At 47.7% G+C, this 26493-nt stretch carries 23 protein-coding genes; 20 read left to right on the forward strand and 3 right to left on the reverse strand.

Features of this window, described 5'->3' with window-relative positions:
- Position 1: 1 nt before the first annotated feature.
- From FE296_RS04045 to spoVM, 6 genes are all read left to right on the forward strand, one after another.
- Entirely contained in the window at positions 2-778 is a 777-nt protein-coding gene (locus FE296_RS04045; protein ID WP_091028658.1) for a Stp1/IreP family PP2C-type Ser/Thr phosphatase, read from the forward strand.
- Complete coding sequence (gene pknB / locus FE296_RS04050) at positions 775-2985, forward strand: Stk1 family PASTA domain-containing Ser/Thr kinase (protein WP_150364287.1); 2211 nt, start codon at positions 775-777, stop codon at positions 2983-2985. Before FE296_RS04045 ends, pknB begins: the two co-directional genes overlap by 4 nt.
- A gap of 61 nt (positions 2986-3046) precedes the next feature.
- Entirely contained in the window at positions 3047-3955 is a 909-nt protein-coding gene (gene rsgA / locus FE296_RS04055; protein ID WP_017687455.1) for a ribosome small subunit-dependent GTPase A, read from the forward strand.
- Position 3956: 1 nt separating this feature from the next.
- Entirely contained in the window at positions 3957-4616 is a 660-nt protein-coding gene (gene rpe / locus FE296_RS04060; RefSeq protein ID WP_017687456.1) for a ribulose-phosphate 3-epimerase, read from the forward strand.
- 3 nt (positions 4617-4619) lie between these two features.
- Positions 4620-4871 (forward strand): hypothetical protein, encoded by a 252-nt coding sequence (locus tag FE296_RS04065; protein WP_091014322.1) that lies wholly within the window; start codon positions 4620-4622, stop codon positions 4869-4871.
- Positions 4872-5038: 167 nt separating this feature from the next.
- Entirely contained in the window at positions 5039-5119 is an 81-nt protein-coding gene (gene spoVM / locus FE296_RS04070; RefSeq protein ID WP_019424875.1) for a stage V sporulation protein SpoVM, read from the forward strand.
- A gap of 195 nt (positions 5120-5314) precedes the next feature.
- Here the strand turns inward: spoVM and rpmB are convergent, their stop codons facing one another.
- Entirely contained in the window at positions 5315-5503 is a 189-nt protein-coding gene (gene rpmB / locus FE296_RS04075) for a 50S ribosomal protein L28 (RefSeq protein WP_017687459.1), read from the reverse strand.
- Positions 5504-5903: 400 nt separating this feature from the next.
- Here rpmB and FE296_RS32620 point away from each other — a divergent pair, with 400 nt between their 5' ends.
- The 10 genes from FE296_RS32620 to glsA all read left to right on the forward strand — a co-directional run bounded on the left by FE296_RS32620 (position 5904) and on the right by glsA (position 17952).
- Positions 5904-6077, forward strand: a complete 174-nt coding sequence (locus FE296_RS32620; RefSeq protein ID WP_155985128.1) for a hypothetical protein — start codon at positions 5904-5906, stop codon at positions 6075-6077.
- A 62-nt stretch (positions 6078-6139) separates the two neighbouring features.
- Positions 6140-7951: a DAK2 domain-containing protein gene (locus tag FE296_RS04080; RefSeq protein ID WP_150364288.1), complete on the forward strand. Its 1812-nt coding sequence runs from the start codon at positions 6140-6142 to the stop codon at positions 7949-7951.
- Between the two features lie 76 nt (positions 7952-8027).
- Positions 8028-8891: a DegV family protein gene (locus FE296_RS04085; RefSeq protein WP_076250889.1), complete on the forward strand. Its 864-nt coding sequence runs from the start codon at positions 8028-8030 to the stop codon at positions 8889-8891.
- Between the two features lie 10 nt (positions 8892-8901).
- Positions 8902-10947 carry an ATP-dependent DNA helicase RecG gene (gene recG / locus FE296_RS04090; RefSeq protein ID WP_124116099.1) on the forward strand — a complete coding sequence of 682 codons (2046 nt, stop codon included), beginning with the start codon at positions 8902-8904 and terminating at the stop codon, positions 10945-10947.
- 115 nt (positions 10948-11062) lie between these two features.
- Positions 11063-11350: a stage VI sporulation protein F gene (locus tag FE296_RS04095; protein WP_036614589.1), complete on the forward strand. Its 288-nt coding sequence runs from the start codon at positions 11063-11065 to the stop codon at positions 11348-11350.
- A gap of 937 nt (positions 11351-12287) precedes the next feature.
- Complete coding sequence (locus FE296_RS04100; protein ID WP_150364303.1) at positions 12288-13940, forward strand: sensor histidine kinase; 1653 nt, start codon at positions 12288-12290, stop codon at positions 13938-13940.
- A 10-nt stretch (positions 13941-13950) separates the two neighbouring features.
- The gene (locus FE296_RS04105) at positions 13951-14712 is read left to right on the forward strand and encodes a LytR/AlgR family response regulator transcription factor (RefSeq protein WP_150364289.1); all 762 of its coding nucleotides are present in this window, start codon (positions 13951-13953) and stop codon (positions 14710-14712) included.
- Positions 14713-14892: 180 nt separating this feature from the next.
- On the forward strand, positions 14893-16128 hold the full coding sequence (locus FE296_RS04110) for an L-lactate MFS transporter (RefSeq protein ID WP_150364304.1): 1236 nt from the start codon (positions 14893-14895) through the stop codon (positions 16126-16128).
- A 259-nt stretch (positions 16129-16387) separates the two neighbouring features.
- Positions 16388-16870 (forward strand): GNAT family N-acetyltransferase, encoded by a 483-nt coding sequence (locus tag FE296_RS04115; protein ID WP_150364290.1) that lies wholly within the window; start codon positions 16388-16390, stop codon positions 16868-16870.
- A 140-nt stretch (positions 16871-17010) separates the two neighbouring features.
- The gene (glsA, locus tag FE296_RS04120; protein WP_124116102.1) at positions 17011-17952 is read left to right on the forward strand and encodes a glutaminase A; all 942 of its coding nucleotides are present in this window, start codon (positions 17011-17013) and stop codon (positions 17950-17952) included.
- A 214-nt stretch (positions 17953-18166) separates the two neighbouring features.
- Here the strand turns inward: glsA and FE296_RS04125 are convergent, their stop codons facing one another.
- Both FE296_RS04125 and FE296_RS04130 read right to left on the reverse strand, forming a co-directional pair.
- On the reverse strand, positions 18167-18508 hold the full coding sequence (locus FE296_RS04125) for a YolD-like family protein (RefSeq protein WP_150364291.1): 342 nt from the start codon (positions 18506-18508) through the stop codon (positions 18167-18169).
- The gene (locus FE296_RS04130) at positions 18505-19749 is read right to left on the reverse strand and encodes a DNA polymerase IV (protein WP_150364292.1); all 1245 of its coding nucleotides are present in this window, start codon (positions 19747-19749) and stop codon (positions 18505-18507) included. The genes FE296_RS04125 and FE296_RS04130 overlap by 4 nt, the downstream gene beginning before the upstream one ends.
- An 857-nt stretch (positions 19750-20606) precedes the next feature.
- On the opposite strand from FE296_RS04130, the gene FE296_RS04135 reads away from it, so the two are divergent.
- The 4 genes from FE296_RS04135 (at position 20607) to FE296_RS04150 (ending at position 26359) form a co-directional block, all read left to right on the forward strand.
- Positions 20607-22832: a hypothetical protein gene (locus FE296_RS04135; protein WP_150364293.1), complete on the forward strand. Its 2226-nt coding sequence runs from the start codon at positions 20607-20609 to the stop codon at positions 22830-22832.
- Between the two features lie 26 nt (positions 22833-22858).
- Complete coding sequence (locus FE296_RS04140; RefSeq protein WP_091018251.1) at positions 22859-24067, forward strand: HEAT repeat domain-containing protein; 1209 nt, start codon at positions 22859-22861, stop codon at positions 24065-24067.
- A gap of 22 nt (positions 24068-24089) precedes the next feature.
- Positions 24090-25490 carry a glycosyltransferase family 2 protein gene (locus tag FE296_RS04145; RefSeq protein ID WP_190945020.1) on the forward strand — a complete coding sequence of 467 codons (1401 nt, stop codon included), beginning with the start codon at positions 24090-24092 and terminating at the stop codon, positions 25488-25490.
- Positions 25491-25555: 65 nt separating this feature from the next.
- On the forward strand, positions 25556-26359 hold the full coding sequence (locus tag FE296_RS04150; RefSeq protein WP_124116106.1) for a response regulator transcription factor: 804 nt from the start codon (positions 25556-25558) through the stop codon (positions 26357-26359).
- Positions 26360-26493: the final 134 nt, after the last annotated feature.

Consider the following 26493-nt stretch of genomic DNA (forward strand, 5'->3'; position numbering starts at 1 on the left):
TTTGATCAAAACAGTTCATGTGAGCCATATCGGACGAGTGCGTTCGGTGAATGAAGATTCAGCCTGGATTCGTAATCTCGATACAGGATACATTTTGGGTATTGTTGCCGATGGCATGGGTGGACATCTTGCAGGGGATACGGCAAGCCGCTTGGCAGTAGAGACGTTGGTACAAGATCTGGGAACACTGGAACCAGGTCTGTCACATGCGTCTCTGTCTGCAGCTCTCAGCGATGCTATTTTGCATGCCAACGAAGTTATCTTCCGTACGGCATCCACAGATGACAAGTACCACAACATGGGAACAACGGTGGTTGCGGCATTATTGAACGATACGGAAGGTGTTATTGGACACATCGGTGATAGCAGAGCCTACAAAATTGCGAACAAAGCTGTGATCCAGCTAACCGAGGACCATACACTGGTGAATGAATTGTTCAAAAATGGTCAGATTAGCAAAGAGGATGTGTCCCATCATCCACGTCGCAACGTACTGACTCGTGCGCTTGGAACAGATGCCGAGGTGAAGGTAGATTTGGATACCGTCAAGCTGGAGGAAGGCGAAGTTCTTCTCCTATGCAGTGATGGTCTCAGTAACCTGGTCAGCAATGAGCAGATTATTCAGGTTGCCGGCAATCTGGAACTGGCATTGGAAGATCGTGCAGACCGACTGCTTCAGTTGGCTTTACTTGCTGGGGGAGACGACAACATCACGGTTGCTTTGTTCGAGTTGCAGAGGGAAGGTTCCGTGGATACGGAAACGGGGTGTGAGTCATGATTGGGCACCAGCTAGGCGGACGCTATGAAGTGATTGAGCGTGTCGGCGGTGGCGGCATGGCTCTTGTGTACAAAGCCCAGGATCTTCTGTTGAACCGGAATGTAGCGATCAAAGTCCTTAGACAACAGTTTGTGCATGACGAAGAGTTTATTCGCCGTTTCCGCAGGGAAGCACAGTCGGCAGCATCGCTGTCTCATCCGAATGTAGTTAGCATTTATGATGTGGGGCAGGAAGATGACGTTCATTATATTGTCATGGAGTACGTGGAAGGCAAAAACCTGAATGAAATTATTAAAGAACGTGCCCCTCTGCAGGTGGACGAATCGGTACGAATCGCTTCCCAGATTGCAGATGCTCTTGATCATGCACATCATAATCAAATCATTCATCGGGATATCAAACCCCACAATATATTAATTGGTCGGAATGGCCGTGTGAAAGTAACGGATTTCGGGATTGCCCGTGCCGTTACATCTACAACGATTACGCAGACCGGTTCCGTAGTTGGTTCTGTACATTACTTCTCACCAGAGCATGCCAAAGGGATCGTTACTGGTGAAAAATCGGACTTATATTCTCTTGGGATCGTACTTTACCAAATGCTTACCGGGCAACTTCCGTTTCTGGGTGAAAGTCCTATCAGTGTGGCTTTGAAGCATTTGCAGGAAGAGTTCGATGAACCACGCAAATTCAATCCATTGATTCCGCAAAGTGTGGAAAATGTCATTTTAAAATCCATGCGTAAAAATCCGCAGGAACGTTATCAGTCGGCTAAAGAAATGCAAACCGATCTGGAAACTTGCCTGATGCCGGAGAGACGTAATGAAACGAAGATTGATTTTCCGGATGAGGATGATATAGACCAGACTCGCGTTATGCCAGCGATCAAACCTGAACCTCGCGGAGTTACATCGACGGGTGCAGTGCCTGTGATGGAGTCTGACGAAGAAACTGGCAAGGGTAAGGCAAAATCCAAGAGCTGGAAGAAGCCAGCTCTACTCATTTCATTAACCGTTCTTATTCTAATCGCCATGGTGGGCGTTGTATGGTATGTCAAGGGTATGCTGGTCGTACCTGAAGTAACGGTGCCTAACGTGATCACTCAGACAGAAGAAAAAGCTCGGGAAATGCTTGAGGAGAAAGGACTCGTCGTCAGTGATGAGATCATCCGTCTGTATCAGGAAGGTGTCGAACCCGGTATTGTCTTTGACCAGAGCAGAAAAGAAGGCGATGTCGTCAAAGAAGGTTCCGAGGTCCAGATCAGTGTTGGTGCTGAAAAAGAACTGCTGAAGATGATTGATGTCAAACAAGAGACTTATGATGAGGCTGTCAAGAAATTGACTAAGCTTGGTATTAAGGAAGATCAGATTCAGCGGAAAGATGATTTCTCCAATGATGTGGCTTCAGGTACTGTTATTTCCCAGACACCTGGCGTCAATGAGGAATTCGATCCAGAGGCGGTTCAGATTGAGTTAACCGTAAGTAAAGGTTCTCAAACAGTCAAAATGCCTGATCTGAAAAACCTTACCCGCAGTGAAGCTGAAGAAAAGCTTAAATCTGCTGGACTGGAACTTGCTCAGGTGCAGGAAGAACCAAGCTATACGATGGAAAAGGGCAAAGTGACGCAGCAATGGCCTGTGGAAGCGGGCACAGAGGTGAATCCTGGGGATAAGATTACGATCTTTATCAGTACAGGGTATCCGCCTGAAGCGCTCCAATATCCTTTTGATATCAATGTATCACCCAAAGAAGAGGGCAAAAACAGTAAAATCCGTATCACATATGAAGATGCACGTGGCAAGAATCAGGAATGGGGAACTCGCACTGTTAATTCAACCCAATTGTTGACCATTCCACTTGTGCTCGCTCCAAATGAAAATGGGGCTGTGTCCGTATATCGTGATGGACAGTTCCTGGATACGTATCTTGTCTCCTACAGTGACGCCAAAAACGGAACAGTGAATGTACCTTCCATTGACCCGGAACAAAGCACTGAGACGCCGCCAGAAAATGAGCCTGATTCAGGTGAAGGTAGCGTTGATGAAGGCAGTGTTGATCCCAATCAGGAAGGCGAACCTGAGTCCACACCGGCAGACGGTGAAGGTGACAGCGTAGATGAGGACACTTCTGCCATGAATAATGGTAAGGGGCACGGCAAGGAAAAAGAGAAGAAAAAGGAAGTCATTAACGCATCAAGCCGTCCATAAGGGCGGCTTATGCTGGCGTCTGGAGTAAATGTACCACCATCTAAAGGAGGGCGTCGGAGCTATGCCAGAAGGTATCATCGTTAAAGCGCTAAGCGGTTACTATTATGTCATGCCAGTGGAAGACAACGGGGTTCCTTCGGTTGAAGGTTCCGCCGTTCAATGTCGAGCCAGAGGTATCTTCAGAAAGCGGGGAACGTCACCGCTTGTAGGTGACCGCGTCAGCTACATGTTGACTGAGAACGGAGAAGGAACGGTTGATGAAATTCGGAAGCGTGAAACGGAACTTATCCGTCCCCCTGTAGCCAATGTAAGTTTGGCGGTTCTCGTGTTCTCTGTGAAGGAACCGGATATGAACCTGAACCTGTTAGACAAGTTCCTTGTTCACATCGAGCAGGCGGGGCTGGATGCACTCATTGTGTTGACCAAACTGGATTTGGCTGATCCAGCCAAAGACACTGTTGCTGAAGTGAAAGCATTGTATGAACAGGTTGGTTATGAAGTGATCTCCACAAGTTCACGTACCGGTGAAGGCAGTGAATTGCTCAGAGACCGTCTGGCTGGTAAGATCAGCGTATTCTCCGGACAATCCGGTGTAGGCAAGTCTTCAATGTTAAATGCATTGATGCCGGGCCTGACGCTAGAGACAAATGCGATCAGCATGCGTCTAGGACGAGGGAAACACACCACCAGGCACGTGGAGCTTATTCCGTTGGATAATGGTGGATTTGTTGCAGATACGCCAGGATTCAGCCAACTGGACTTTCTGGAGATCGGTGTGGAGGAACTCTCCACTTGTTTCCGTGAATTCGCCCAGTTTGCAGATCAGTGCAAATTCCGAGGTTGTACTCATACACATGAACCAGGCTGTCGTGTGCTTGCGGCCAAAGAGGAAGGTCTGATCTCCGAAAGCCGATATCAGCACTATGTGCTGTTCCTGACCGAAATGAAAGATAAGAAGCGGAGGTATTAATATGATTAAAATTGCCCCATCGATATTATCAGCTGATTTTGCCCGCCTTGGTGCGGAAGTTGCAGAAGCTCAAGCTGCAGGAGGAGACTGGATTCATGTTGACGTTATGGACGGTCATTTCGTCCCTAATATTACGCTTGGACCTGCGATTGTGAAGGCAATCGCTCCCCATACAAGCTTGCCGCTCGATGTGCATTTGATGATTGAGAATCCGGAGCGTTATGTTGAGGAATTTGCCAAAGCGGGTGCAGCGGTAATTACCGTTCATGCTGAGGCTTGTGTGCATTTGCACCGCGTTATTCATCTGATTAAGGAGCAAGGAGTGAAGGCAGGAGTTGCCCTTAATCCGGGAACGCCAGCGTCTGCCATTCTCGAAGTTCTGGATGATGTGGACATGGTTCTTGTCATGACGGTCAATCCTGGATTTGGCGGACAGGCATTTATCTCGGGTACCATGAACAAAATCAAGCAGATTCGTACCTGGTTGAACGAAAAGGGACGCCATGATGTACATATCGAAGTAGATGGCGGAATTGCTGCCGATACAGCCCCGCTTGTGGTGGAAGCTGGAGCAGATGTGCTCGTTGCCGGGAGTGCCGTATTTGGCCGTGAGGATCGTGCTGCCGCGATTACTGAAATTCGTCGTAGCTACGGAGGCTGATCTATGACCCTCAAGGAGACACTGTGGACGATGGCTGCGAGTCTCGTGACGGGACTTGTGCTTGCTTTGTTTGCGGTTATTCAATCCCCGTTTAATGCTATTACGTCATTAATCGGGGTAGGCGTTGTTATTATGTATTTCCGCAAATTTGATCGTACCGGACATCGGGTTACTTTTGTCATATTCAGCATACTGTATTATGTACTGAGTGTTTTCATGATCGCTGTCTATCAATATATTCCTGCCCAAACGTAAATGACCTGATCTTCGGGCTTGTCATTGTGGAATAGGGATCGAAGGTTCCGCATAAATATGGTTACATGAGCAGGTTTCTCATGTAGCCTTTTTTGTCGTGTTTGAGGTAAAGAAGGCCTGAAGCATAGGATACGGCGGACGCATGAGCATGATGGGGAGGGTGAATTATGAAATTTTACACATTCAAACTGCCGAAGTTTTTGGGAGGGTTTGTAAAGGCGATTCTTAATACGTTTCAAAAGAACTGATCCGATTGATAAGGTAACAGGGAATACCGCCGCTTTGGCTCAGTCTTATCTGGAATTCGTACCTGCGAAGCGCCATGCGGCGGCCATCCACATGTTAATGAGCGTATTCAAGAATCCCTTTTTTTGAATACCAAAAAAGCACCTGCAAGGAACAAGGTGCTTTTTGCTTACCCGATTTATAGTAGCTTTGCGTGATTATACGCGAGTCACTTTACCGGCTTTCAGTGCACGGGTGCTTACGTATACACGTTTTGGTTTGCCGTCAACGAGAATGCGGACCTTCTGAACGTTTACGCCCCAAGTACGACGGTTACGGTTGTTAGCGTGGGATACGTGGTTACCGGTGCCCGGTTTCTTACCTGTCACATAACATTTGCGAGACATAGATTACACCTCCTATCCTAAAATAACCAGTTGCCTTCAGAAACGAAAAGTCATTCCATAAGGACTAAATTGTTCTTCCTGATCATAAAGATCAGGTTTCAGTAGCTAATGGTGTTGTTTAAGCCGGCATAACCGGATCATTTCCATTACTTAACCTGCATAAAACAATACTTGAATATAATATCATAATTAAAAAAGCTTCGTCAACTGATCCAAAAACTTTATTTATTTCTCCTGTCTAATATAGTACAATGTTGAGTAGTCCATAATACAGTGGTGAACAGGCTGTTGCCGCGAGGAAGTCGGAGAATAAACCGTACTTAGAGGTCGGTGGTCTGCTTTTTGGCAACGCTGTGAGCTGCGGCATTCCATCATTGGCACCAGTCTCCATGCGGCATTCATGCCGGCTCTTGATACCGGTGCATATCCGTATGCCCCGAAGTTAGGGGTGCAGAGAGTGCAGGATATTGGTAGCCCGGCCGCCCAGACCGTTAATCCGGCTGACATGTTGTATTGTATGCCTGTGCCGGACAAGGTATGGACGAAGAATAACGCAGTCCGCGTTAGCGCATGAACAGACCAGACACATCTTGGTGCAAGGTGTTCGTGTATCAAGCTAGGAAGGGGAATTCTCACTTGAGTATACGTTCTTTAAATGGAACAGATTTCACCGCAATGGTACTTGCCGGAGCGGAACAACTTGGACAGCATGCAGAGCACGTCAATTCCCTGAATGTTTTCCCTGTGCCGGATGGTGACACGGGAACGAACATGAATTTGACAATGAGTGCAGGAGTTGCAGAGATTAAAAGAAAAAGTTCTGCCTCCATCGGCGAAGCTGCCGGTATTCTATCGAAAGGCCTGCTTATGGGCGCACGGGGGAATTCAGGAGTTATTCTGTCGCAATTGTTCCGTGGTTTTAGTCGTTCAGCTGCTCCCTATGAGGAACTGAATACGCTCCAATTTGCAGCAGCCCTACAGAACGGTGTTGACGCAGCTTACAAAGCAGTCGTAAAGCCCGTTGAAGGGACCATTCTTACCGTAGCCAAGGAAGCGGCGAAACATGCCAACTACTACGCAAGACGGACGAATGATATTACTGAATTAATGAATGAAGTTTTGTTAAAAGCAAAAGAAGCACTGGCAATGACTCCGGAATTACTGCCTGTACTGAAACAGGTTGGTGTTGTGGATTCAGGTGGTCAGGGGCTTGTATATATCTACGAGGGCTTTATGGAAGTATTGCTGCAAAGTGACGGAGTGAGTCGTACTTCGTTGAACAAAGAAGTAACCCCACACGTGGCAGCATCTGCTTTGAAACCGGCTGCACCGACAGAAGTGGATATCAAGAAGCCTGCACAGCGGCAGGTGATTGCACCGGAGATGCCATTGTCTGCTCAGGCGAGACTGGAAACGGAAGATATTGAATTCCTGTATGATATGGAATTCTTCATTAATCGTGAGCTTGGAGAGAACGCAGGAGTGGCATTTGATGACGAAGCATTCCGGAAAGCGTTGTCAGTTAATGGGGATTCGATCATCATCATTGCCGATGATGAAGTCATCAAAGTTCATGTCCATTCCAAGACACCAGGCGATGTATTAAACCTGGCGCTGCATTATGGTGAGATTACACAGATTCATATTCTCAATATGCGTGAACAGCATCGGGATCTCCTGACAGCAGGCATGGACATTGCTCCATCACCTGAATTGTTTGCAGAGATTCCACCAGAGGCAGCACGCAGTATGGAAGAGGCTGTGCTTCCTGCAGATGAAATGGCACCGTATGGTTTTATTGCGGTATCCTCCGGTGACGGTATTGCAGAGATTTTCCAAAGTCTTGGCGTTGATGTGGTTCTGTCCGGTGGACAGACGATGAATCCGAGTACTGAGGATTTTGTAAAAGCGGTTCGTTCCATTGCTGCGGAGCAGGTATTTATACTCCCGAATAACTCGAATATTGTACTGGCTGCGGAGCAGGCTCGTGAACTGCTTGAAGATGAGCGCCGGATTACGGTTATTCCAAGCAAGACCATTCCACAGGGGATGGCTGCTGCCTTTGCTTTCCAGGAAGATGAGACTGCGGAAACAAACCGTGATCATATGTTGGAGGCCATCAGCCGGGTGCAGTCCGGTCAAGTGACTCATGCGGTTCGTGATACGCAATATGATGAATTGGATATCAAGGCGGGGCACTACATCGGTATCCATAACTCCAAAATTGTAGCGACGGATGAAACCATGCTTCAAGCATGTGAAGGTCTGCTCAAACAGATGATGGAGAGTGGAGATGAAGTGGTGACGATCCTTGAAGGGGACGAAGCGGACCCTGAGGTTACTGCTGCCCTCGCTGCATGGCTTGAAGAACAGTATCCTGATGCTGAGGTAGAGGTACATCGTGGAGGACAGCCTGTGTATTATTATTTGTTCTCCGTAGAGTCCTAATAAAGGTTGTTCAAAACGTCTCTTGTTGAGTTTTTGAACAGGTACCAATAGCACTCTGGCGAAGAGGAGGAGACTCATGAGCCACAAGGTTACGATAGTAACAGACAGTACGGCAGATATTCCCGAAGAACTCATTCGCAAATACGGGATTCATATTGTTCCGCTACGTGTTCTGTTCGGTGAAGAGACCTATGCAGATGGCGTTGATCTGACTTCGGAACAGTTCTACGAAAAGTTGAAGAAGGTATCTGTGTTGCCTACAACTTCACAGCCATCTCCAACCGATTTCATGAACGTGTACCAATCACTTCTTGATGAGAACCCGGAACGCCCGATTGTATCGATCCACCTGTCATCCGGCATGAGTGGTACCTACCAATCGGCCATGCTTGGCAAGTCTTTGCTGGAGCGTGAGGGTGACATCACCGTGCTGGATTCGAAGTCAGCTTCGTATGGATACGGTCTAATGGTGGTACAGGCTGCTGAACTTGCCGAACAGGGCAAGTCAGCAGTCGAAATCGCTGCTGCTATTGAAGGGATGCAACAATCTCGCAAGTTGTTCTTTCTTGTAGATACTTTGGAGTATCTGCAAAAGGGCGGTCGGATTGGCAAAGCTTCAGCCATCTTGGGAACGTTGCTTAACATTAAGCCGATCCTGTCTATTGATGAAGAAGGCGTTATCTACGCAGTTGAGAAAGTCAGAGGTCATAAAAAAGCAATGGCACGCATTATTGAGCTGTTCCAGAAGGATCTTGCAGGCAAACGGGTTAACCTGGCGGTAGGTCATACCGCTGACCCGGGATCAGCGATCGCTTGTGCAGAGCAGCTGCGGGGTCATTTTACACTGAATGAAGTGATCTATACCAATATTGGAGCCGTAATAGGCAGTCATGTTGGACCTGGTGTCATTGCGATCTTTATGTGGCCTGTTCCGGAATGAGGGATTAGACATGAAATTGGAAGAAATATCAGTTAAGCAAATTAACGGCGTGAGTGCTCTCAAAGAGGGAGAGCTTCACGCCTTTGGCATCTCTACTGTTAAAGACCTGCTTGAATATTATCCGTTCCGTTATGAGGATTATCGTCTTCGTTCGCTCAGTGAAGTGAAGGATGGGGACAAAATTACGGTCCAGGGACAGGTAATGGGTATTCCTGTATTACAACGATACGGTAAAAAGTCCCGTCTTACCTGTAAGATCATGACGGAAGAGTGGATGATTACAGCCACCTGGTTCAATCGCCATTTCCTCAAAGAACAACTTACCCCCAATCGGGAGATTGTGATTACGGGAAAATGGGAACAAAAACGCATGCAGATGACCGTGACTGACTCGGAGTTCCCTGATAAAGGCGATGGGCGTTCAGGTACATTGCAACCTGTATATTCTGTAACTGGCAAGCTGACGCAACAATGGATGCGGAAAACAATCAATCAAGGGTTAATCCAATTCGGAGATATGATTCCCGAGATTCTGCCTCATTCCTTGATGAAGAAATACAGCTTGATGCCACGTAAGCAGGCGATTGCGGGGATTCATCGTCCACAGGACAACCGGGAAGGTCAGCAGGCCAGACAGCGGATGGTGTATGAGGAGCTGTTTCTGTTCCAGTTGAAAATGCAGGCGTATCGCGCGCTCAACCGGAATCGCATGGATGGTGTAGTGCATACCACGGACAATACGACGATTCGTGAGTTTGTACGCAGTTTACCTTTTGAATTAACAGATGCTCAGAAAAAGGTGGAGCTTGAAATTCTGCATGATATGCGTTCGCCCTATGCAATGAATCGGTTATTGCAGGGTGATGTAGGATCGGGTAAAACGGTTATTGCGGCAATTGCACTATACACGACTGTTCGATCTGGGTTCCAAGGGGCTCTGATGGTGCCTACTGAGATTCTGGCGGAACAGCATATGCGCTCACTGCAAAAGCTGTTTGAACCGTTTGGGGTAACCGTAGGGCTGTTAACGGGCAGTGTAAATGGACGCAAACGTAAAGATCTGATCGCCTCGTTGCAAATGGGCATGATTGATATTGTGGTGGGTACACACGCCCTGATTCAGGAAGATGTTTTCTTCCGTGATCTGGGCCTTGTGGTGACGGACGAGCAGCATCGCTTCGGGGTGAATCAGCGCAGCGTTTTACGACGCAAAGGATATAACCCGGATGTGTTAACGATGACGGCAACGCCAATTCCACGGACACTTGCGATTACGGCTTTTGGAGATATTGAAGTATCCACGATCTCGGAACGTCCGAAGGGACGGATTCCCATCTCTACGTATTGGGTTAAGCACGATATGATGGAGCGGGTGCTAGGGTTTATCTCCAGAGAAGTGGATCAGGGGCGTCAGGCCTATCTGATCTGTCCACTCATTGAAGAGTCGGAGAAGCTGGATGTGCAGAATGCCATTGATCTGCATGTGCAGATGCAGCAGAACTTTCCGAAATATCGTGTAGGTCTGCTGCATGGACGGATGACAGCCGCGGAGAAAGAAGAGATGATGCGAGACTTCTACAGCAATGATATTCAGTTGCTTGTCTCCACCACCGTTGTCGAGGTTGGGGTCGATGTGCCAAATGCAACGTTGATGGTCATTATGGACGCGGACCGCTTCGGTCTATCCCAGCTGCATCAGCTTCGCGGTCGGGTCGGTCGTGGTGCACATGCTTCCTATTGTGTACTCATTGCTGATCCCAAAACGGAGGTTGGAACGGAGCGCATGAAGGTCATGACGGAAACGGAGGATGGATTCGAGGTATCCCGGCGGGACCTGGATCTCCGAGGTCCGGGTGATTTCTTTGGTACCAAACAGAGCGGACTACCCGAGTTCCGTCTTGCCGATATGGTTGCCGATTTTGCTGTGCTCGAACAAGCCAGAGATGACGTGACCCACTTAATTGAGGATGCGACCTTCTGGACGTCTATGGACTACGCACCTTTGCGTGATTTCCTACAGCAACAGCAAGTATTCAAGGGTGATCTGATTGACTAATGTTTGCCATGATAGCGGGTTTTTCATATTACCTTTGTAAAAAAAGACAAGTGTACAAGCCCTCCCGACATATGAATAAGAAGTGAGTTCATTCTTTTGGGAGGTGCTATGCGTTTTGGGTTATCAACAATATGGAATTAGTCCGCAGCTGGTGGAGCGGATCAAATTAAAGATGAAAAATCCCGCTGTCAAAGAGCGTATCAAAAAGTTGATTGATGGCGTGACCAAGTCTGATCTGCAAGATAAGGCCAAAGTCAGAAGGTTGGTCAAGTCTTCAGCTGTCATTATGAATGAGAATTTCTCTCCGGCGCAGGAGGAGCAGTTTGTTGCTTTTGTGCTCGCGCAGAAAATTGATCCAAACAATACGTTTCATTTGATTAAGCTGTGGGGGATGTTTAGGTAGGGATTCGATGTAATGTTGGGTTAACTAAAGAGAGTTGTTTACACGGGGGCACTACGAGTGCAGTACCATCTTTCGATCGCTGTTATCCCCGGATTTTTTGGATTCCCTTTTCTAAAGGGTAAAATCCGGGGATAAAGGCGCACGCTTCGCTTCTTCAGATTGGTTCTGCCCTCTCCGTTGTTGTGTAAACGAAAGTACTTTATAAAAAACCAAATTACATCCAAGTTGGTGTAGTAATGTAAAGAAGGGTGTTCCATTAGTCATGTAGATGACACGATGGAACACCCCTTTTTTTGTGGTGGATAGCAGCTGGGATGAAGACAGCCTTAGTTAAGCTTCAAATTGAAAATTTTTATGTATTTTCTTTAGTTGTACTCTTTTTATCTTGGAAAGAGCTGATGAATATTAAAGTTATGATTAAAACTACAATGATAATGCTATTGGAAGGGAATTCTTTCAGCATGTAGTCTTGTACAAGTAAGATTAGGATTGAGATAAATAAAATAATTTGCAGGACAAGCCTTGTTGAGCGATCAGGATCGTTGGATCGTCTGGAGACACCATATAGGATAAGCCATATTACACTAAAAAGCAGAAGCGAACCTAGGAGTATAATGGCAAGCATGTATGAACACCTTTCTGTAATTAATTTTGACCAATTGGAATAACATGACAAGTCATTAATTATATCATAGGAATTTCTGTATTTGTTGATTTTATGGAAATATGAGGTGATGGCTGATCTTCACATATTCCCTTTTTTGATTGTCACAGGATGTACTTTGCTTTCCTCCGGGGGGAGCGGTAAACTGTTGCATACAAGTTAGTTGTGTGAATCAGACTTAATTTATAGATGTTGTGGCGGATTGGCATTACAATGAGACATGCCTTTTATTTTCAGACAGATGTGGAGGAAGTACGATTGGAAATGTTTACGATGCTGCTTGGTTTATTTGAACGGGCCGCGCTGTTGATTATATTTTTATTCTTTCTGTCGAGGGTGCCGAGGTTCAGGCAGATTCTTCAAAAAGGGAAATTAAGGTGGCAGGAGTCTATTGCGGTTACCTTGTTATTCTGTGCTTTTGCCATCTTCGGGACATATACGGGCATTAATGTTGAAGGTTCACTGGTGAATGTGCGGATCATCGCCGTGTTATCGGGTGGTATTTTGTTCGGAGCGCCTGTGGGTATTATTACGGGGATTGTCTCCGGGGTACATCGGTATTTGATTGATATGGATGGAGTCACAGCTATACCTTGTCTGATCACAAGTATCCTGGCAGGTCTGGTCTCCGGATATATACATAAGTACACGCCCAAGCCTAAGCGATGGATTATCGGTATTGGTGCCGGAATGATCTGTGAAGCGCTCACGATGTTATTGATCCTGCTATATTCCTATCCCGATCCACTGGGTGCCGACATTGTCTCGAAGATTGCGCTGCCTATGATTCTGGGTGAAGTCAACATTGGGCTGATTGTGCTCCTGGTGCAGAGTGTTGAAGGGGAAAAGGAAATGATTGCAGCCCGTCAGGCGAAGCTAGCACTGGAGATTGCAAACAAAACCTTGCCGTATTTTCGATCGATTGATGAGGATTCTCTGCGCAAAATCTGCCGGATTATTCAGGAGGATATTCAGGCCGATGCGGTTGCAATTACGGATACCCGGAATGTACTGGCTTATGTAGGATTTGGTGAAGAACGATATCATATCGGTAATGAAATTATAAGTGAGATGACCAAGAAGACGATATCCAGCGGGGAGATTACGATCAGTAATGATGTCATTGATGAAAAAACACCGGATATCCACTCGCTGTTAATCATTCCACTCAAAGAACGAGGAGACATTACAGGTGCGCTCAAAATCTATTATCGCAAAGCTTATAAAATTACGTATCCTTTGCAAACGATGGCAGTAGGTCTGTCCCAGATCATCTCGACCCAGATGGAGGTATCGCGGGTAGAGGAGATCAAGGCTGCTGCCAACAAAGCAGAGCTGCGTGCATTACAGACAACTATTCATCCTCATTTTCTGTTTAATGCGTTAAATGCGATTGCATCGTCCATCCGAACCAAACCGGATCGAGCACGGGAGCTGATTGTGAATCTATCCGGGTACATGCGTTACAATCTGGAGCTGTCGGATGAGTTAATTGATATTCATAAGGAACTGGAACAGGTCCGGAATTATGTAGAGATTGAGAAAGCTCGCTTTGGCAGTCGACTTAACGTGATCTATGACATTGATGAGGTTGCGGTGCATATTCCGAGTCTTGTTATTCAACCGCTCGTCGAAAATGCAATTATTCATGGCATTCTCAAGGTCAAAGGACCCGGGACTGTTCGAATTCGGGTGCAGGATTATCCGGAGTTTGTTCGAATCAGTGTTAGCGATACAGGGGCAGGTATCAGTGCAGATATTATTGAACGTGTGTACCATGACCGTATGCCTGGTAACCAGATCGGGCTATATAATGTGCATCGCCGGGTCAAGCTTATCTACGGACAAGGTGTAACCATTACACGGCTGGAACAAGGAACCGATATTTTATTTGATGTGCCCAAAGGAGATGTCGTAACAAGGTGATGATGGATCAATGAGAGCTCTTATTGTGGAAGACGAGATTCTGGCAAGTGAGGAATTGAATTATTTAATCCAGGAACATAGTCAGATTGAAGTGGTGGATCGCCTTGAAGATGGGCTGGATGTACTGAAGTTTTTGCAGGAACAAGAAGTAGATGTTATTTTTCTCGATATCAATATTCCCTCGCTGGACGGTATGATGCTGGCCCATCATATTGGAAAGTTTGCAACGAAACCCTACATTGTATTTACTACGGCGTATAAGGAACATGCAGCGGAAGCCTTTGAGTTGGAGGCGTTTGATTATATTCTGAAGCCGTATGACGAGAAACGAATTGCTGCAATGCTCCAGAAGCTGGAGCTCGCATTCAAACGTGATCATGCGCCGGTGGAGCAACATGCTGAGGATGGACCAGCTACCCTGGTGGATACGAATTCCCATACAGATAGAAGAATTAATCTGCTGCGGAATGACAATATTATTGTTACGGATACGGCAGATATCTACTATGCGGAAGCGCAAGAGAAAGTGACAAAGGTATATACCAATAATGGGGAGTTCACCATGCCAGTGAGCATATCGGATTTTCACAGCCGACTGCCAGAGGATACATTCTTTCGCTGCCACCGTTCGTACGTTGTAAATCTGTCTCAAATCCGTGAAATCGTACCTTGGTTCAACAATACGTATCTGCTCCGTCTGCGCGATTTGGAAGCTGAAGTGCCCGTGAGTCGTGGGAAGGTCAAAGAATTCAGGCAACTCATGCGCATCTAGAAGCATTTCATTCCGCATCTGATGCAACTCATGCTCAAAACGGTGTGATGAATCCCCTTTCATGTATGATTAGCTTGTGAACGCATTCATGTATATGACATCGGCAAAGGGGAGATCACGATGAAAGCAACAATTTCATCCGTTTCATCAACACCTGAATCAACATCTGTACCTACAAAAATGAATCGCTGGCTTATTGTTTTGGGGACCATCATTGTACAAATGGGTCTTGGAACCATCTATACTTGGAGTTTATTTAATCAACCGTTGTCTGATCGTTTCGGATGGGACGTCAGCTCGGTCGCGATAACTTTTTCAATTACCAGTTTTGCTTTGGCTTTTGCCACATTGTTTGCAGGACGATTGCAGGAACGTTGGGGTCTTCAGCGTCTGATCCGTGTAGCCGGGGTTGTGCTTGGGCTGGGTCTTATTCTGAGTTCCCAAGTCACCTCGTTGACACTGCTGTACATTTTGGCTGGATTTGTCGTTGGTTTTGCAGATGGTACGGCGTACATTACGTCGCTGTCTAATCTGATCAAATGGTTCCCGGAGCGTAAAGGTCTGATCTCGGGGATCTCGGTCGGAGCCTTTGGTACCGGTAGTTTATTGTTCAAATATGTGAACACGGCATTGATTGGTGCCGTTGGTCCTGCTCAGGCATTTATGTACTGGGGCATTATCGTTCTAGTTCTGGTCGTTGCGGGATCATTCCTGATCCGTGAAGCGGTTGTTCGTGAACAGGCTCCGAAAAGCAAGGAAGGATCCAAACAAGTCGTAGCACGTCATGACTACACGGTGAAAGAGATGCTGCGTACAAAAGAAGCGTACATGCTGTTTGTTATTTTCTTCACGGCGTGTATGAGCGGTTTGTATCTGATCGGTATTGTTAAAGATATCGGTGTACAGCTTGCAGGTCTTGATGTAGCTACCGCTGCGAACGCAGTGGCCATGGTTGCAATCTTTAACACGGCAGGACGTATTATTCTCGGTGCGTTGTCGGATAAAGTAGGACGAATGAAAGTCATCGCTGGTGCGCTGCTCGTTACAGCCGTAGCTGTCATGACACTTAGTCTGGTTCCACTGACCTTCGGGATCTTCTTCGCCTGTGTGGCGGCCGTTGCCTTCTGCTTCGGCGGTAACATTACGGTATTCCCGGCGATTGTGGCCGATTACTTCGGATTGAAAAATCAGAGCAAAAACTATGGTGTGATCTATCAGGGATTTGGATTTGGTGCTTTGGCTGGCTCATTCATCAGCGCCCTGCTGGGTGGATTCCATCTAACCTTCATCGTGATTGCCGTCCTCTGCGCTGTCTCGCTGTTGCTCGCACTGATTATTACACCTCCGGGTCAAGGTCGTCGTGCACGTCAACGTGAAAAACAGATGAACCTTAACCCTTCATCACGGGCAAGCTAATAGCATGCATTGGAAGCACAGAACTGAGAATATTTCTTCATCTTAAAAAGCAAATTAAAAACAAAGTAAACAAAGCGGTCTCCAGATGAGGCCGCTTTTTGGTATCTACAGTTGTCAGATTGCTGACTTGTTGGCCTATCGGACCATCTGGCGCCTGCAAGCGTGGTGCCTTGTGTGCATTCCATCATTCGCATCTGTTATACTCTAGGTGAATTCAACAAGACTAAGACCAAGTTATGTACCCCAGAGGAGGCATATCATGAAGTTCATTAAATACACACAACCTGATTTTGATGATTATTATGCATTGGTTTCCAATATGGAAGTAATGAAACAGATTACAGAACGTGCACTACCGGAACAAGAGGCGAGAACGCAATTCGAGTCCATGCTGGAGTTTAATGAGCGTTCCACTTGCGGACATTACAGGGTATTTAGTGAAGATGGTGCCGGTGTGGCGTATGCCAAATTGATTCCGGATCAGGAGGACCCGACCAAGGCTGAGATAGGTTACATGATCCTGCCTGAACATTGGGGCAAAGGTCAAGGCACATCCATAGCGTCACGGTTGATTATTCAGGCACAAGCCGCAGGGATTGGATCACTTTATGCAGTTATCGATCCGGCTAACGCTGCTTCCCGCCGGATCTTGACCAGACAGAACTTTGTATCCACCTGGACGGGCGATTACGATGGTCTTCCTGGTGAGATTTTGGAGTTGAATCTTCAAATGAAGCGGTAAGGAACTGTTCTGAGGGTAATCAGATAATATAGGGCATATTGCATGAGATGGATGGAGCTCATTACTCATTTATTCATATGGGCGTTAACCATGCACATTTCATGCAAGGTGCTTATATAGAGATGTGGAGGAGATGACATATGAGCAATTCAACCATGGAACGTCTGAATGCGTTACTGCCGGAGTGGCTGGAGACCAGTCGTTTGCACACCGGACAGGGGAAAGTGGCTTCTTATATCCCTGAGCTAGTGAAAGCCTCTCAGGATGAGCTTGGTATACATATCATGGACGCCGAAGGGAACCATGTGTCTGCAGGGGATTGCGGTGTCCCATTTACGATGCAAAGTATCTCCAAAGTATTTACCCTTATTCTGGCCTTAATGGATCATGGAGAAGAAGCAGTCTTCTTTAATGTAGGAAAAGAACCCACAGGCGACGATTACGATTCGATGATCAAGCTTGAATTGGTTGAACCCGGAATTCCGTTTAATCCCTTGATTAATGCGGGTGCGATTACGGTGTCCTCTCTAATTGCAGGTGACTGCAAAGAGGAGAAATCACGGCGCATTCTGGAGTTTTTTCGCAAACTGGCGAATAATGATCAGCTGGGCTATAACGAAGAGGTATTCCAGTCCGAGTCGGAGAGTGGTCACCTGAATCGTTCGCTGGCGTATTTTTTGAAGCATAATGGTGTGATCAAGGATGACGTGGAAGATGTACTTGCCGTGTATTTCCGACATTGCTCTATTGAAGTTACCTGTACTGATCTGGCACGAATGTCACTCGTTCTGGCTTATGATGGAACAGATCCGATTACGGGCAACGAACTTATTCCTCGTCGTTATGTACAGATTGCCAAAACCTTCATGACGACCTGTGGTATGTACAATGCTTCAGGCGAATTTGCAATTGAGGTCGGTTTGCCCGCCAAGAGTGGTGTATCCGGAGGGATATTGACCCTAGTACCGGGGCAATTCGGCATTGGTCTTGTGGGCCCGGCTCTGAATCGCAAAGGTAACAGCATTGCCGGCGTGCATCTGCTGGAGCGTCTGTCCAAGGAATTCGACTGGAGCTTTTTCTAAAAATTTTTCAAAAAAAAGAAGCCTACCCTTATATGTAGCCGATGAATCACATATCTGATATTTTGCTTCTTTAGAACGAAGTGAATGGTCCGGGTATGTCTCGTCGGCTGCTTTTGGTGATCATCAGGTTGTGTAGGAAGGCAGTCCTGTATGGCAACGGCTATGCTGCATCTATCATGGAACATTCACAACATCGGGGTGGGTATATATCCCTTCAGTCATTGGCTAGGGCTACATCTGTAATGAGGTTCATCTGAATATCCCGGGACCCATCTTCCATCAGTAGTCTGAGGGTACGGGCAGGACGGTCCAGCCGAAGCACCTGCCCCGTGTAACGGATATCGTCTTGTTCGTGAAACAACGTAATGGTAACGATATCTCCAAGCATCATCGAGTTGCTGAGCAAACGGGACATTTCTTCCGCCGCCTGGGCATCCAGAGATGGGCGGGTACGAGGAGCAAGTTGTTCCTGATGAAGAATGTAGGCTTCCCGGTGTTCGGGAAGCATCATGCGTGAGGATTCAAAGATACCGTTTTGCTGCAATTTTTTACTCATTTATAATGACCTCCAATTTTATGAGAACGTTCATGGGCTTGCGCGGACGAGCAGAGGGAGGATGCCCGCATGATGGCGGTATCTCCGTACCTGCGCTTGATATCATCCGTGGTACGTTCCAGTTCTCTTTTACGTTCACGGTCATCAAACCAGGACAGCTGCACTTCGGAATCGGGTACAAGTCCGGTCAGTGACACGCTGATACGGCGGATGGGTAATCCGTCCCAATGGCGCAGGAACAGAGCTGCTGCCGCATCATATACTTCATCCGTAATGTTGGTGGGTTCATTCACCTTCATCTGGCGGGAAAAACCGGTAGGCTGATCATAATCCTGTCCGCGACAACCAACCGAGACCACATGGCCCATGAGTGATTTGTCCCGGGAACGTCGACTGACAAGTTCCGCCAGTTCAAGCAGTACCACTTTGATATCTTCCCAGGAGTCATAGTCCCGGGGCAGCGTCATCTGATGTCCGATCCCCTGCTGTTGATGAGCATATGTCCCGGGTTTGACCGGGGAATCATCCATACCGCGGGCGATACGCCACAGTACCTCGCCATTCACACCCCAACGTTCTCTCAGACGGGATAGCGGAGTCTGAGCCAGATCACCGATCGTATGAACCCCCATCTTGTAGAGATGCTGCGCCATGCGGGAACCCACCATGAACATGTCTCGCACAGGTTTTTTCCAGATGGTGGAAGGCAGATCTTTGCGAGGTAGCGTACAGATGCCTCCCGGGACTTTCTTGGCATACAGATCACAGGCCATCTTGCTAACGACCTTGGTATCACTGATGCCGATCCGAATGTACACACCCGTCTCATCCATCACCCTCGATTGAATGCTACGGGCAATCGTCTCGGGACTGCCGAACAGTTCCAGGCTTCCGGTGACATCGAGAAACTGTTCATCAATACTATAGGGTTCCACCAGATCGGTGTAAGACTGAAGGATACGCGTAATATGAAGGGACACCCGAATGTACTCGGCCATCCGGGGGCGAACAACAACAACATCCGGACATTTGGCGAGCGCTTCGCCCAGTCGTTCTGCTGTTGTAATTCCATAGGACTTGGCGAGTGGACAGGCCGCAAGAATAATACCCGAACGGCGCGCCGGATCTCCCGCAACAACGAGGGGGCGGTCCTTGTATTCGGGGTGTGCAGACTTCTCCACACTGGCATAGAATGACTGGCAGTCTGCCAGCATGATGACACGTCTGTCTTGGCGGGGCATAAGACTTCTCTCCTTATCCGTGATGCTAAGCTCATCTGTTAAGCATCAATTATCTTCGTTTGAACATCGATAATTAACAGTTTATTTACAGTATGGAACAAGTGTTCTTGTTTTATAAGCATATCTGACAATTCGAAATGCAGCAACCGGAATTATTTTGCAAATTGGACACAATTATGGGTTAGCTATATTAGAGGCAGAAATTAGGAAATAAGATGTGCTTTTTTACATTTAATGTGAGAGATCTGTGACCTCTGGGTGATGACCAGGCGTTCATTTGGTTTTTTGTAAAAGGGTTATAAATGGGCACAGTCCTATAGAGGGGGACTGATGTCCTTTTTTGATTTTCTGCATTTTTCAGAAAACCTTGATGTGACGCGGAATATCGCTGATGCGTTATCGGACTATAGTATCAATTTTGTAATCTTTATGGTTAATACTGTAAAAAGGTCCGCAACTTTAAAATATAACTCGCGTTTAATGGGGTATGTGTTCAAACGGCAAACGTTGCCTGTACCCGCGTTGCACATAACAATAAAGGTTCCAGAAGTGCAAGATCAGCAGGGTATCTAATCCATGCGATTCCAGCAAATATTAGTGTTTGGGAATCAGACGCATCCTGGAGGCTTTCGGATGCTAGTTGATGGCGCTTTTTACGAATTATGGGCAGAATGTTCCATTTCATGTTTGCTTCCATCAGCCTAGTTACAAATGCAGAGTCTTAGCGCTATAGTGAGAACTACACCGCTGACATCTCTACCAAGCGGACATCCGAAGCGGAATGATTCGTAAACTTCATGTTGGACCATTCGATGTTGAAGCAGGATGCATATTAGAGAGGTGAGCAATCTAAAGACATGAGCAGACAAAGACGAAGACGCTGGCTATTAACGGTGTTGACAGGAGCAGTGGTGGTGACCGGTGGGATATTTGCCGGATGGCACTATATGCAACCCAAGCTCGTTACGTACACAGCGGAGAACGGCACGGAGATGAAATTCAAGACCGATGGAGACCGGTTCATGGAATACGGGCCAGATGGAACGTGGAGGGAGATGTTCGTCAAAGGTGTCAACCTGGGCGCAACTTCACCGGGGCATTACCCGGGAGAATTCCCGCTGACCAAAGAGGATTACTTGCGGTGGTTCCAGCAGATCGAGGATCTGGGAGCCAATGTAATCCGGGTATACACGGTTCACGAACCGATTTTCTACTCCGCATTGGTCGAATATAACCGCGGCCGGGAGCAACCGTTATATTTTATACAGGGCATATGGTCACCTGAAGAAGAGCTGATTGAGAAGCAGGATGCCTATGCGGCCCATATTGAGCAGACGTTCAAGCAGGAGATTGAAAAGGCCGTATCTGCTGTCTATGGCGATGCGGACATTCCTGCCAAGCAGGGAGAGTCCAGCGGCAAATACAAAACGAATGCAGGAAAATACCTGATGGCCTGGCATGTGGGGACGGAATGGGACCCGGCGATGGTAGACAACACAAACGCAAAACATGCGGACGTGCCGCAGTACAAGGGAGTTCATTTCTCGGCGAGTCCAGAAGCGTCACCGTTCGAGAACTGGCTGGCAGAGCTGTTGGATCATACGGCGGTCCTGGAGAAGCAGTATGGATGGGAACATCCGATGACCTTCACCAACTGGGTAACGACCGATGTGCTGGATCATCCCGGCGAGCCGCTGTATGAAGAGGATCTCGTCAGTGTGGATGCCCGACATATTCAGCCGGAGGCGTGGCAGGGAGGTTATTTTGCAGCCTACCATGTGTACCCGTATTACCCGGATCTGTTCCATATTGATAAAACGCTCCAAACCATCAAGGATGAGAACGGTGAGTACAACACGTACAAAAGTTATCTGCGCAAACTCAAAGCCGAGTTTTCCGATATGCCTGTAATGATTACAGAGTATGGCGTACCTTCTTCTCTTGGTATTTCCCATCTGGGTATGGGAGGCCGGAATCAGGGTGGACATAACGAAGTAGAGCAGGGAGATATTGACGCGTCATTGACGCAGGATATCTATGATGAGGGATACTCGGGAGCCATTGTGTTCATGTGGCAGGATGAATGGTTCAAAAAAACATGGAACACAATGCCACTGGAAATCCCGGCTGATCGCCGTGCATATTGGCTGAACGTGCTGACAAACGAGAAGATGTTTGGCCTGCTTGCCATGGACCCCGGTAAACAGGAACAGTTGACCATCGACGGATCACTGGATGACTGGAACGATCTGAAGGATGAAGAGGTCACGACTTGGCAGGGCCAAGTGGACGGCATTCAGGAAATGAAGATGACCCATGACGAAGCCTATCTGTATATTGGGCTGACCTTGGATCAACCGTTTGACCCGGATAAGACAGTGCTGCGAATTGGGACCGATACACTTGCTGGAGGCAGTCAGCCTGACAAGTTACTCCCGGGCCGGACGCTCAGTGATGGTCTTGAGACGGTGATTACACTGGGGCAGGATGAAGAATCTCAGGTGGAGATCGCCAAGGATTATGACTTTAATCAGCGTCTGTATGGCAAGGATGGATACGACATGCTACCAGATCAGCAGTCAGACTCCGCAGATCCGTTCCACCCATGGAATCTGGCAGTCAGCCTGAGAATGACACCGCCGGATACCCGATCTGCTCATCCATTCATGAATGAAAAGGTCGGAACATTGAAGCGGGGAACGACGGCTCCCGGTCAGCCCGATACGGATTCATTAACGGCATGGCAGTATAACGGCAATCAGGTGGAGATGCGAATTCCCTGGATGTTGCTCGGGTTCGGTGATCCGAGTTCGCTGCAAGCGATCGACTATGGACCGCTCAAGAATGGACGTGAGTTCTCTACAGTTGCTGTGGAAGGCGTTGCCCTCATTCCGTGGTTAACGGACCGCGCCACGAAGAAAGTATCTTGGCCTGGGGGTGAACAGACGACCCTGGATCTGAAGACATTGCCGGTATATAGCTGGCAGCCTTGGGAGCAGGTGCAGTATAGTGAACGCCTGAAGCTAAGCTACGAAAAAATGAAGAAGAGCTATGAAAAAATTCCTAGTTTTCAGATCGAATAAATGAGTATAAAGGAGGACCTTTTCACATGTTTCCAAGTTTGGCTTTGGCCTATCTGTTTTTGTACATCTGTATCGCACTTGTTGTTGTAGGCGTCATCGTATTGTTTGCCATGAAAATGTCCCACAATGGCAAACGACGCAAGACGGCGTTTTATGAATTGAAGCAGCGTGACTACTTCACCTATCTGCAAACAGCCTTGACTGAGAATAGTCCACTCAAATTGCCACCAGGCAAACTGGCTCCGCTGGAACGCAGAGTCATTCAGGACAGACTGATTGAATGGATCGACCAGTTTAAGGGTGAGTATCGCGACAAATTAATCGCACTGTGCCGTGAAGCAGGATTCGTAGAGCATGATCTGAAGGAACTGGGCCGTTTGCGTTACGGTCGCCAGATTGATGCAGCTTATCGCTTGGGTGGCATGCGTTGTCCCGAAGCCGTTCCGGGTTTGATGGAATTGCTTAAGGATGAGAAGCCGGGCCCGATGGCTATTATGATTGGTCGTTCCATCTCCAGATGTACGACCCGACAAGGTGAACTGAAAGACATGCTCGCGTTGCTGTTAACCAAAGGCAAGTCCATTCACCATCTGGCAGCAGATATTCTGCTCGAAACGAGTCTGGATACGAGCAGAATTCTAATTGAATTGCTGGAAGATCGGAATCCTGATTTTGTCAAAGTCGGACTGGTTGCCATGTGGGGACAGGCTGTACCTGAAGTGATGCCTGCACTCGACAGACTGGTAGGCGCAGAACATCAGGATGTACGTGCCGAAGCAGTGAAGCTATATCTTAGCGCAAGTCCGGCACTCCGGGATGAGACAATTCTGAAGCTGATCCAGGACCCCGACCCCGAAGTTCGCGCCGAAGTGGTACAAGCGCTTGGTTCGAAACATGCATCTGGCAGTATTCCATTGCTGCGCAAAGCGCTGCGGGATGAGGACTGGAGAGTTCGATATAACAGTGCGGAGAGTCTGAGCAAGCTCGGTGAACCGGGATTCGAAGCGCTGTGTCAGGCTGCGGTGCAAGGTACAGTTGCTGAGCGCGAGATTGCGATGCAGCAGATTGAGAGTACCATGCAGCACACGAGAACCGATGACAGAGCTGTAGAGCAGATGATTGCACATAACAAAAAAAGACTGCTGTACGATCGCTATTTTGGCCCTGTCCGAGAGAACAGAACCAGCAAGAAACGCACAGGTGTCGCTACGGTAGGAGGGGATTACACTGCTTAGGGATCTACTATTAATCTACGGCATGGTCGCAATCTACTATGTTGTTTTTGTAAATACGCTCTATTTTTCCATTCTGGCCTTATCGTTCCGTAACATCTGGACGATCTTCCGGCGGTCGCATTATTCCAAATACAATACATTGTCAGGCTCGGAACTAGTGCCTTCGGTTTCTCTGCTGGTACCGGCATACAACGAGGAACTGACGATTATTGAAAATGTGAACTGCCTGATGACGCTGAATTATCCAACCTATGAAGTGATCGTCGTAAATGACGGCTCCAGTGATGCCACACTGAAGATTTTATTGGATGAATATCGTCTGAAGCCAGTACCCAATACGAAGATTCGGGGCAAGATCGCCTGTCAGAAAATTCGCGGGATCTACCATAATCCGGAGTTTCCTGATCTGTATGTCATTGACAAGGAAAACGGCGGTAAGGCCGATTCCCTCAATGCCGGGATCAACCTGTCCCATTATCCGTTGATCTCTTCCATCGATGCCGATTCTTTGCTGGAGAAGGATGCCCTGATCCGCATGGCACGCATGTATATGGAGAATCCGGAAGAGACGGTAGCCATCGGTGGAGATGTAAGGATCGCCAATGGTTGCAAAATTGAAAACGGGGCAGTGCAAGATGTATCACTGCCACGCAAGATCTGGCCCATGTTCCAGTCGATTGAATATCTCAAAGCCTTCCTGGGCGGACGGATTGGCTGGAGTCACATGAACGGTCTGATCATTGTCTCCGGTGCCTTCGGCATGTTCCGTAAGGACGCTGTTATCGCCGTGGGTGGATACCGGGATGGTTATCCTGGGGAAGACATGAACATCATCATCAAGCTTCACCGTTACATGCTGGAAAACAAATTGAAGTACCGCGTTGCCTTCTGTCCCGAGGCCGTATGTTGGACACAGGCACCGGATTCCTACAGGATCTTGTCCAGTCAGCGCAAGCGCTGGGGCCGTGGGAATCTGAAGAACATGCTCGAGAATCGCGGTATGTTGTTCAATCCGAAATATAAGGTTATGGGTATGGTGACCATGCCGTATAACGTTATTTTTGAAGCGTTGAACCCGTATTTCCGGATTACCGGACTTCTGGCTCTCGCTGGATATGTCCTTCTGGATATGACACAATGGCCGATTCTGGTTCTGTTCGGACTGCTGAACTTTGTGAGTGGTTATCTGTTGAGTGTAGGTGCACTTGTCCTGGAGGAGATTGCTTTCAAGCGTTACAACAAGCTCTCCGATCTGGTCAAAATGCTAGTTTACTCCGCGCTGAAGTTCGTGGGTTACCATCAGCTGGGCGTACTGTGGAGATTGCAGGGACATGTGCAGTTCATGCAAAACAACAACTCATGGGGTACCATGACACGCCAAAGCTGGTCCGAGGATGAGAAGAAAACAAGCGAAGCCGCTTAAGTACAGAGATCATGGTAAGTTACAGCAACTTGTATAGATAATCGAGGAGAAGGGTGGAAAAGAACATGCCAAATACGGCGACATTGCAGCGTGAGGCTGCCGTTAATGTGTACCGAAGTGTAGAACAGGGATTGAAGGAAACGGGTGCCGAAACATGCGGCTTAATGTTCATCCATTGTGCAGGAAACTCTCAACCTGAGCAGCAGGTTAGGACACATCTGGAACAGACGAGCGGGACAGCTTTCCAGGTGTGGAAGGATGGGGCCACTCAGGCGATAGCCGTCCTGCTGCCAGGGTTGTCACTGGATGAAGTTCATTATGAAGGACTTCGGATCAAGCATGAGTTGCAAGAGACTGTACCCGGTGCCGATCCGCAGATTACACTGGCCAGTTTCCCGGAAGGGGAGCGCCCTTCGAAGGCAACTATTCAGCATATGGCTGAGTCCTCGAAGCTCGTAGATTCGTCGGAGATTCATATCTACACGCTGGACAATACGGCGGACGAGCCGGAACGAATTTTGATTGTGGACAACGATCCGACGGTACGCGAATTCCTGCAGTTGCGGTTGAAGATGCAGGGATATGAAACCTATGAAGCCGTCGATGGACTGGCTGCATTGGAGTTGATCGAGAAAGTTACACCAGACCTGGTGCTCACCGAGCTGAATCTGTATGGCATCGACGGTCTGCCCTTCATCCATCATATTCAGAACCTGGAGATGGAGCAGCCACCCAAAATTGTTGTGTTGACCGAGCAACGTGTCGAGCAGACGATCAGTCAATGCTTCCGCAGCGGAGTCGATGATTACATGACCAAACCGTTCTCACCTGTAGAGCTGGATGCCCGAATCAGACGCTGCCTGCATTAGAAGGTAGCTTGGAACAACTGATTGTGTGAAGTGCAAAGTAAGAGCTTTTTTTACACTATGAATCAGATAGATTAGAGCAACATTTAGAGCACAGACACTCATCTATTTATATGGATTTTAAGCACCACCAAAAT

This window comes from Paenibacillus sp. UASWS1643 (genome assembly GCF_008693195.1).
GTDB lineage: Bacteria > Bacillota > Bacilli > Paenibacillales > Paenibacillaceae > Paenibacillus > Paenibacillus amylolyticus_B.

Bases quoted from the DNA above. Each gene is read 5' to 3' on its own strand.
- pknB (WP_150364287.1), top strand. From the start codon at position 775: ATGATTGGGCACCAGCTAGGCGGACGCTATGAAGTGATTGAGCGTGTC.
- rsgA (WP_017687455.1), top strand. From the start codon at position 3,047: ATGCCAGAAGGTATCATCGTTAAAGCGCTAAGCGGTTACTATTATGTC.
- rpe (WP_017687456.1), top strand. From the start codon at position 3,957: ATGATTAAAATTGCCCCATCGATATTATCAGCTGATTTTGCCCGCCTT.
- FE296_RS04065 (WP_091014322.1), top strand. From the start codon at position 4,620: ATGACCCTCAAGGAGACACTGTGGACGATGGCTGCGAGTCTCGTGACG.
- spoVM (WP_019424875.1), top strand. From the start codon at position 5,039: ATGAAATTTTACACATTCAAACTGCCGAAGTTTTTGGGAGGGTTTGTA.
- rpmB (WP_017687459.1), bottom strand. From the start codon at position 5,503: ATGTCTCGCAAATGTTATGTGACAGGTAAGAAACCGGGCACCGGTAAC.
- FE296_RS32620 (WP_155985128.1), top strand. From the start codon at position 5,904: ATGCCGGCTCTTGATACCGGTGCATATCCGTATGCCCCGAAGTTAGGG.
- FE296_RS04085 (WP_076250889.1), top strand. From the start codon at position 8,028: ATGAGCCACAAGGTTACGATAGTAACAGACAGTACGGCAGATATTCCC.
- recG (WP_124116099.1), top strand. From the start codon at position 8,902: ATGAAATTGGAAGAAATATCAGTTAAGCAAATTAACGGCGTGAGTGCT.
- FE296_RS04100 (WP_150364303.1), top strand. From the start codon at position 12,288: ATGCTGCTTGGTTTATTTGAACGGGCCGCGCTGTTGATTATATTTTTA.
- FE296_RS04105 (WP_150364289.1), top strand. From the start codon at position 13,951: ATGAGAGCTCTTATTGTGGAAGACGAGATTCTGGCAAGTGAGGAATTG.
- FE296_RS04110 (WP_150364304.1), top strand. From the start codon at position 14,893: ATGAATCGCTGGCTTATTGTTTTGGGGACCATCATTGTACAAATGGGT.
- FE296_RS04115 (WP_150364290.1), top strand. From the start codon at position 16,388: ATGAAGTTCATTAAATACACACAACCTGATTTTGATGATTATTATGCA.
- glsA (WP_124116102.1), top strand. From the start codon at position 17,011: ATGAGCAATTCAACCATGGAACGTCTGAATGCGTTACTGCCGGAGTGG.
- FE296_RS04125 (WP_150364291.1), bottom strand. From the start codon at position 18,508: ATGAGTAAAAAATTGCAGCAAAACGGTATCTTTGAATCCTCACGCATG.
- FE296_RS04130 (WP_150364292.1), bottom strand. From the start codon at position 19,749: ATGCCCCGCCAAGACAGACGTGTCATCATGCTGGCAGACTGCCAGTCA.
- FE296_RS04135 (WP_150364293.1), top strand. From the start codon at position 20,607: ATGAGCAGACAAAGACGAAGACGCTGGCTATTAACGGTGTTGACAGGA.
- FE296_RS04140 (WP_091018251.1), top strand. From the start codon at position 22,859: ATGTTTCCAAGTTTGGCTTTGGCCTATCTGTTTTTGTACATCTGTATC.
- FE296_RS04145 (WP_190945020.1), top strand. From the start codon at position 24,090: ATGGTCGCAATCTACTATGTTGTTTTTGTAAATACGCTCTATTTTTCC.
- FE296_RS04150 (WP_124116106.1), top strand. From the start codon at position 25,556: ATGCCAAATACGGCGACATTGCAGCGTGAGGCTGCCGTTAATGTGTAC.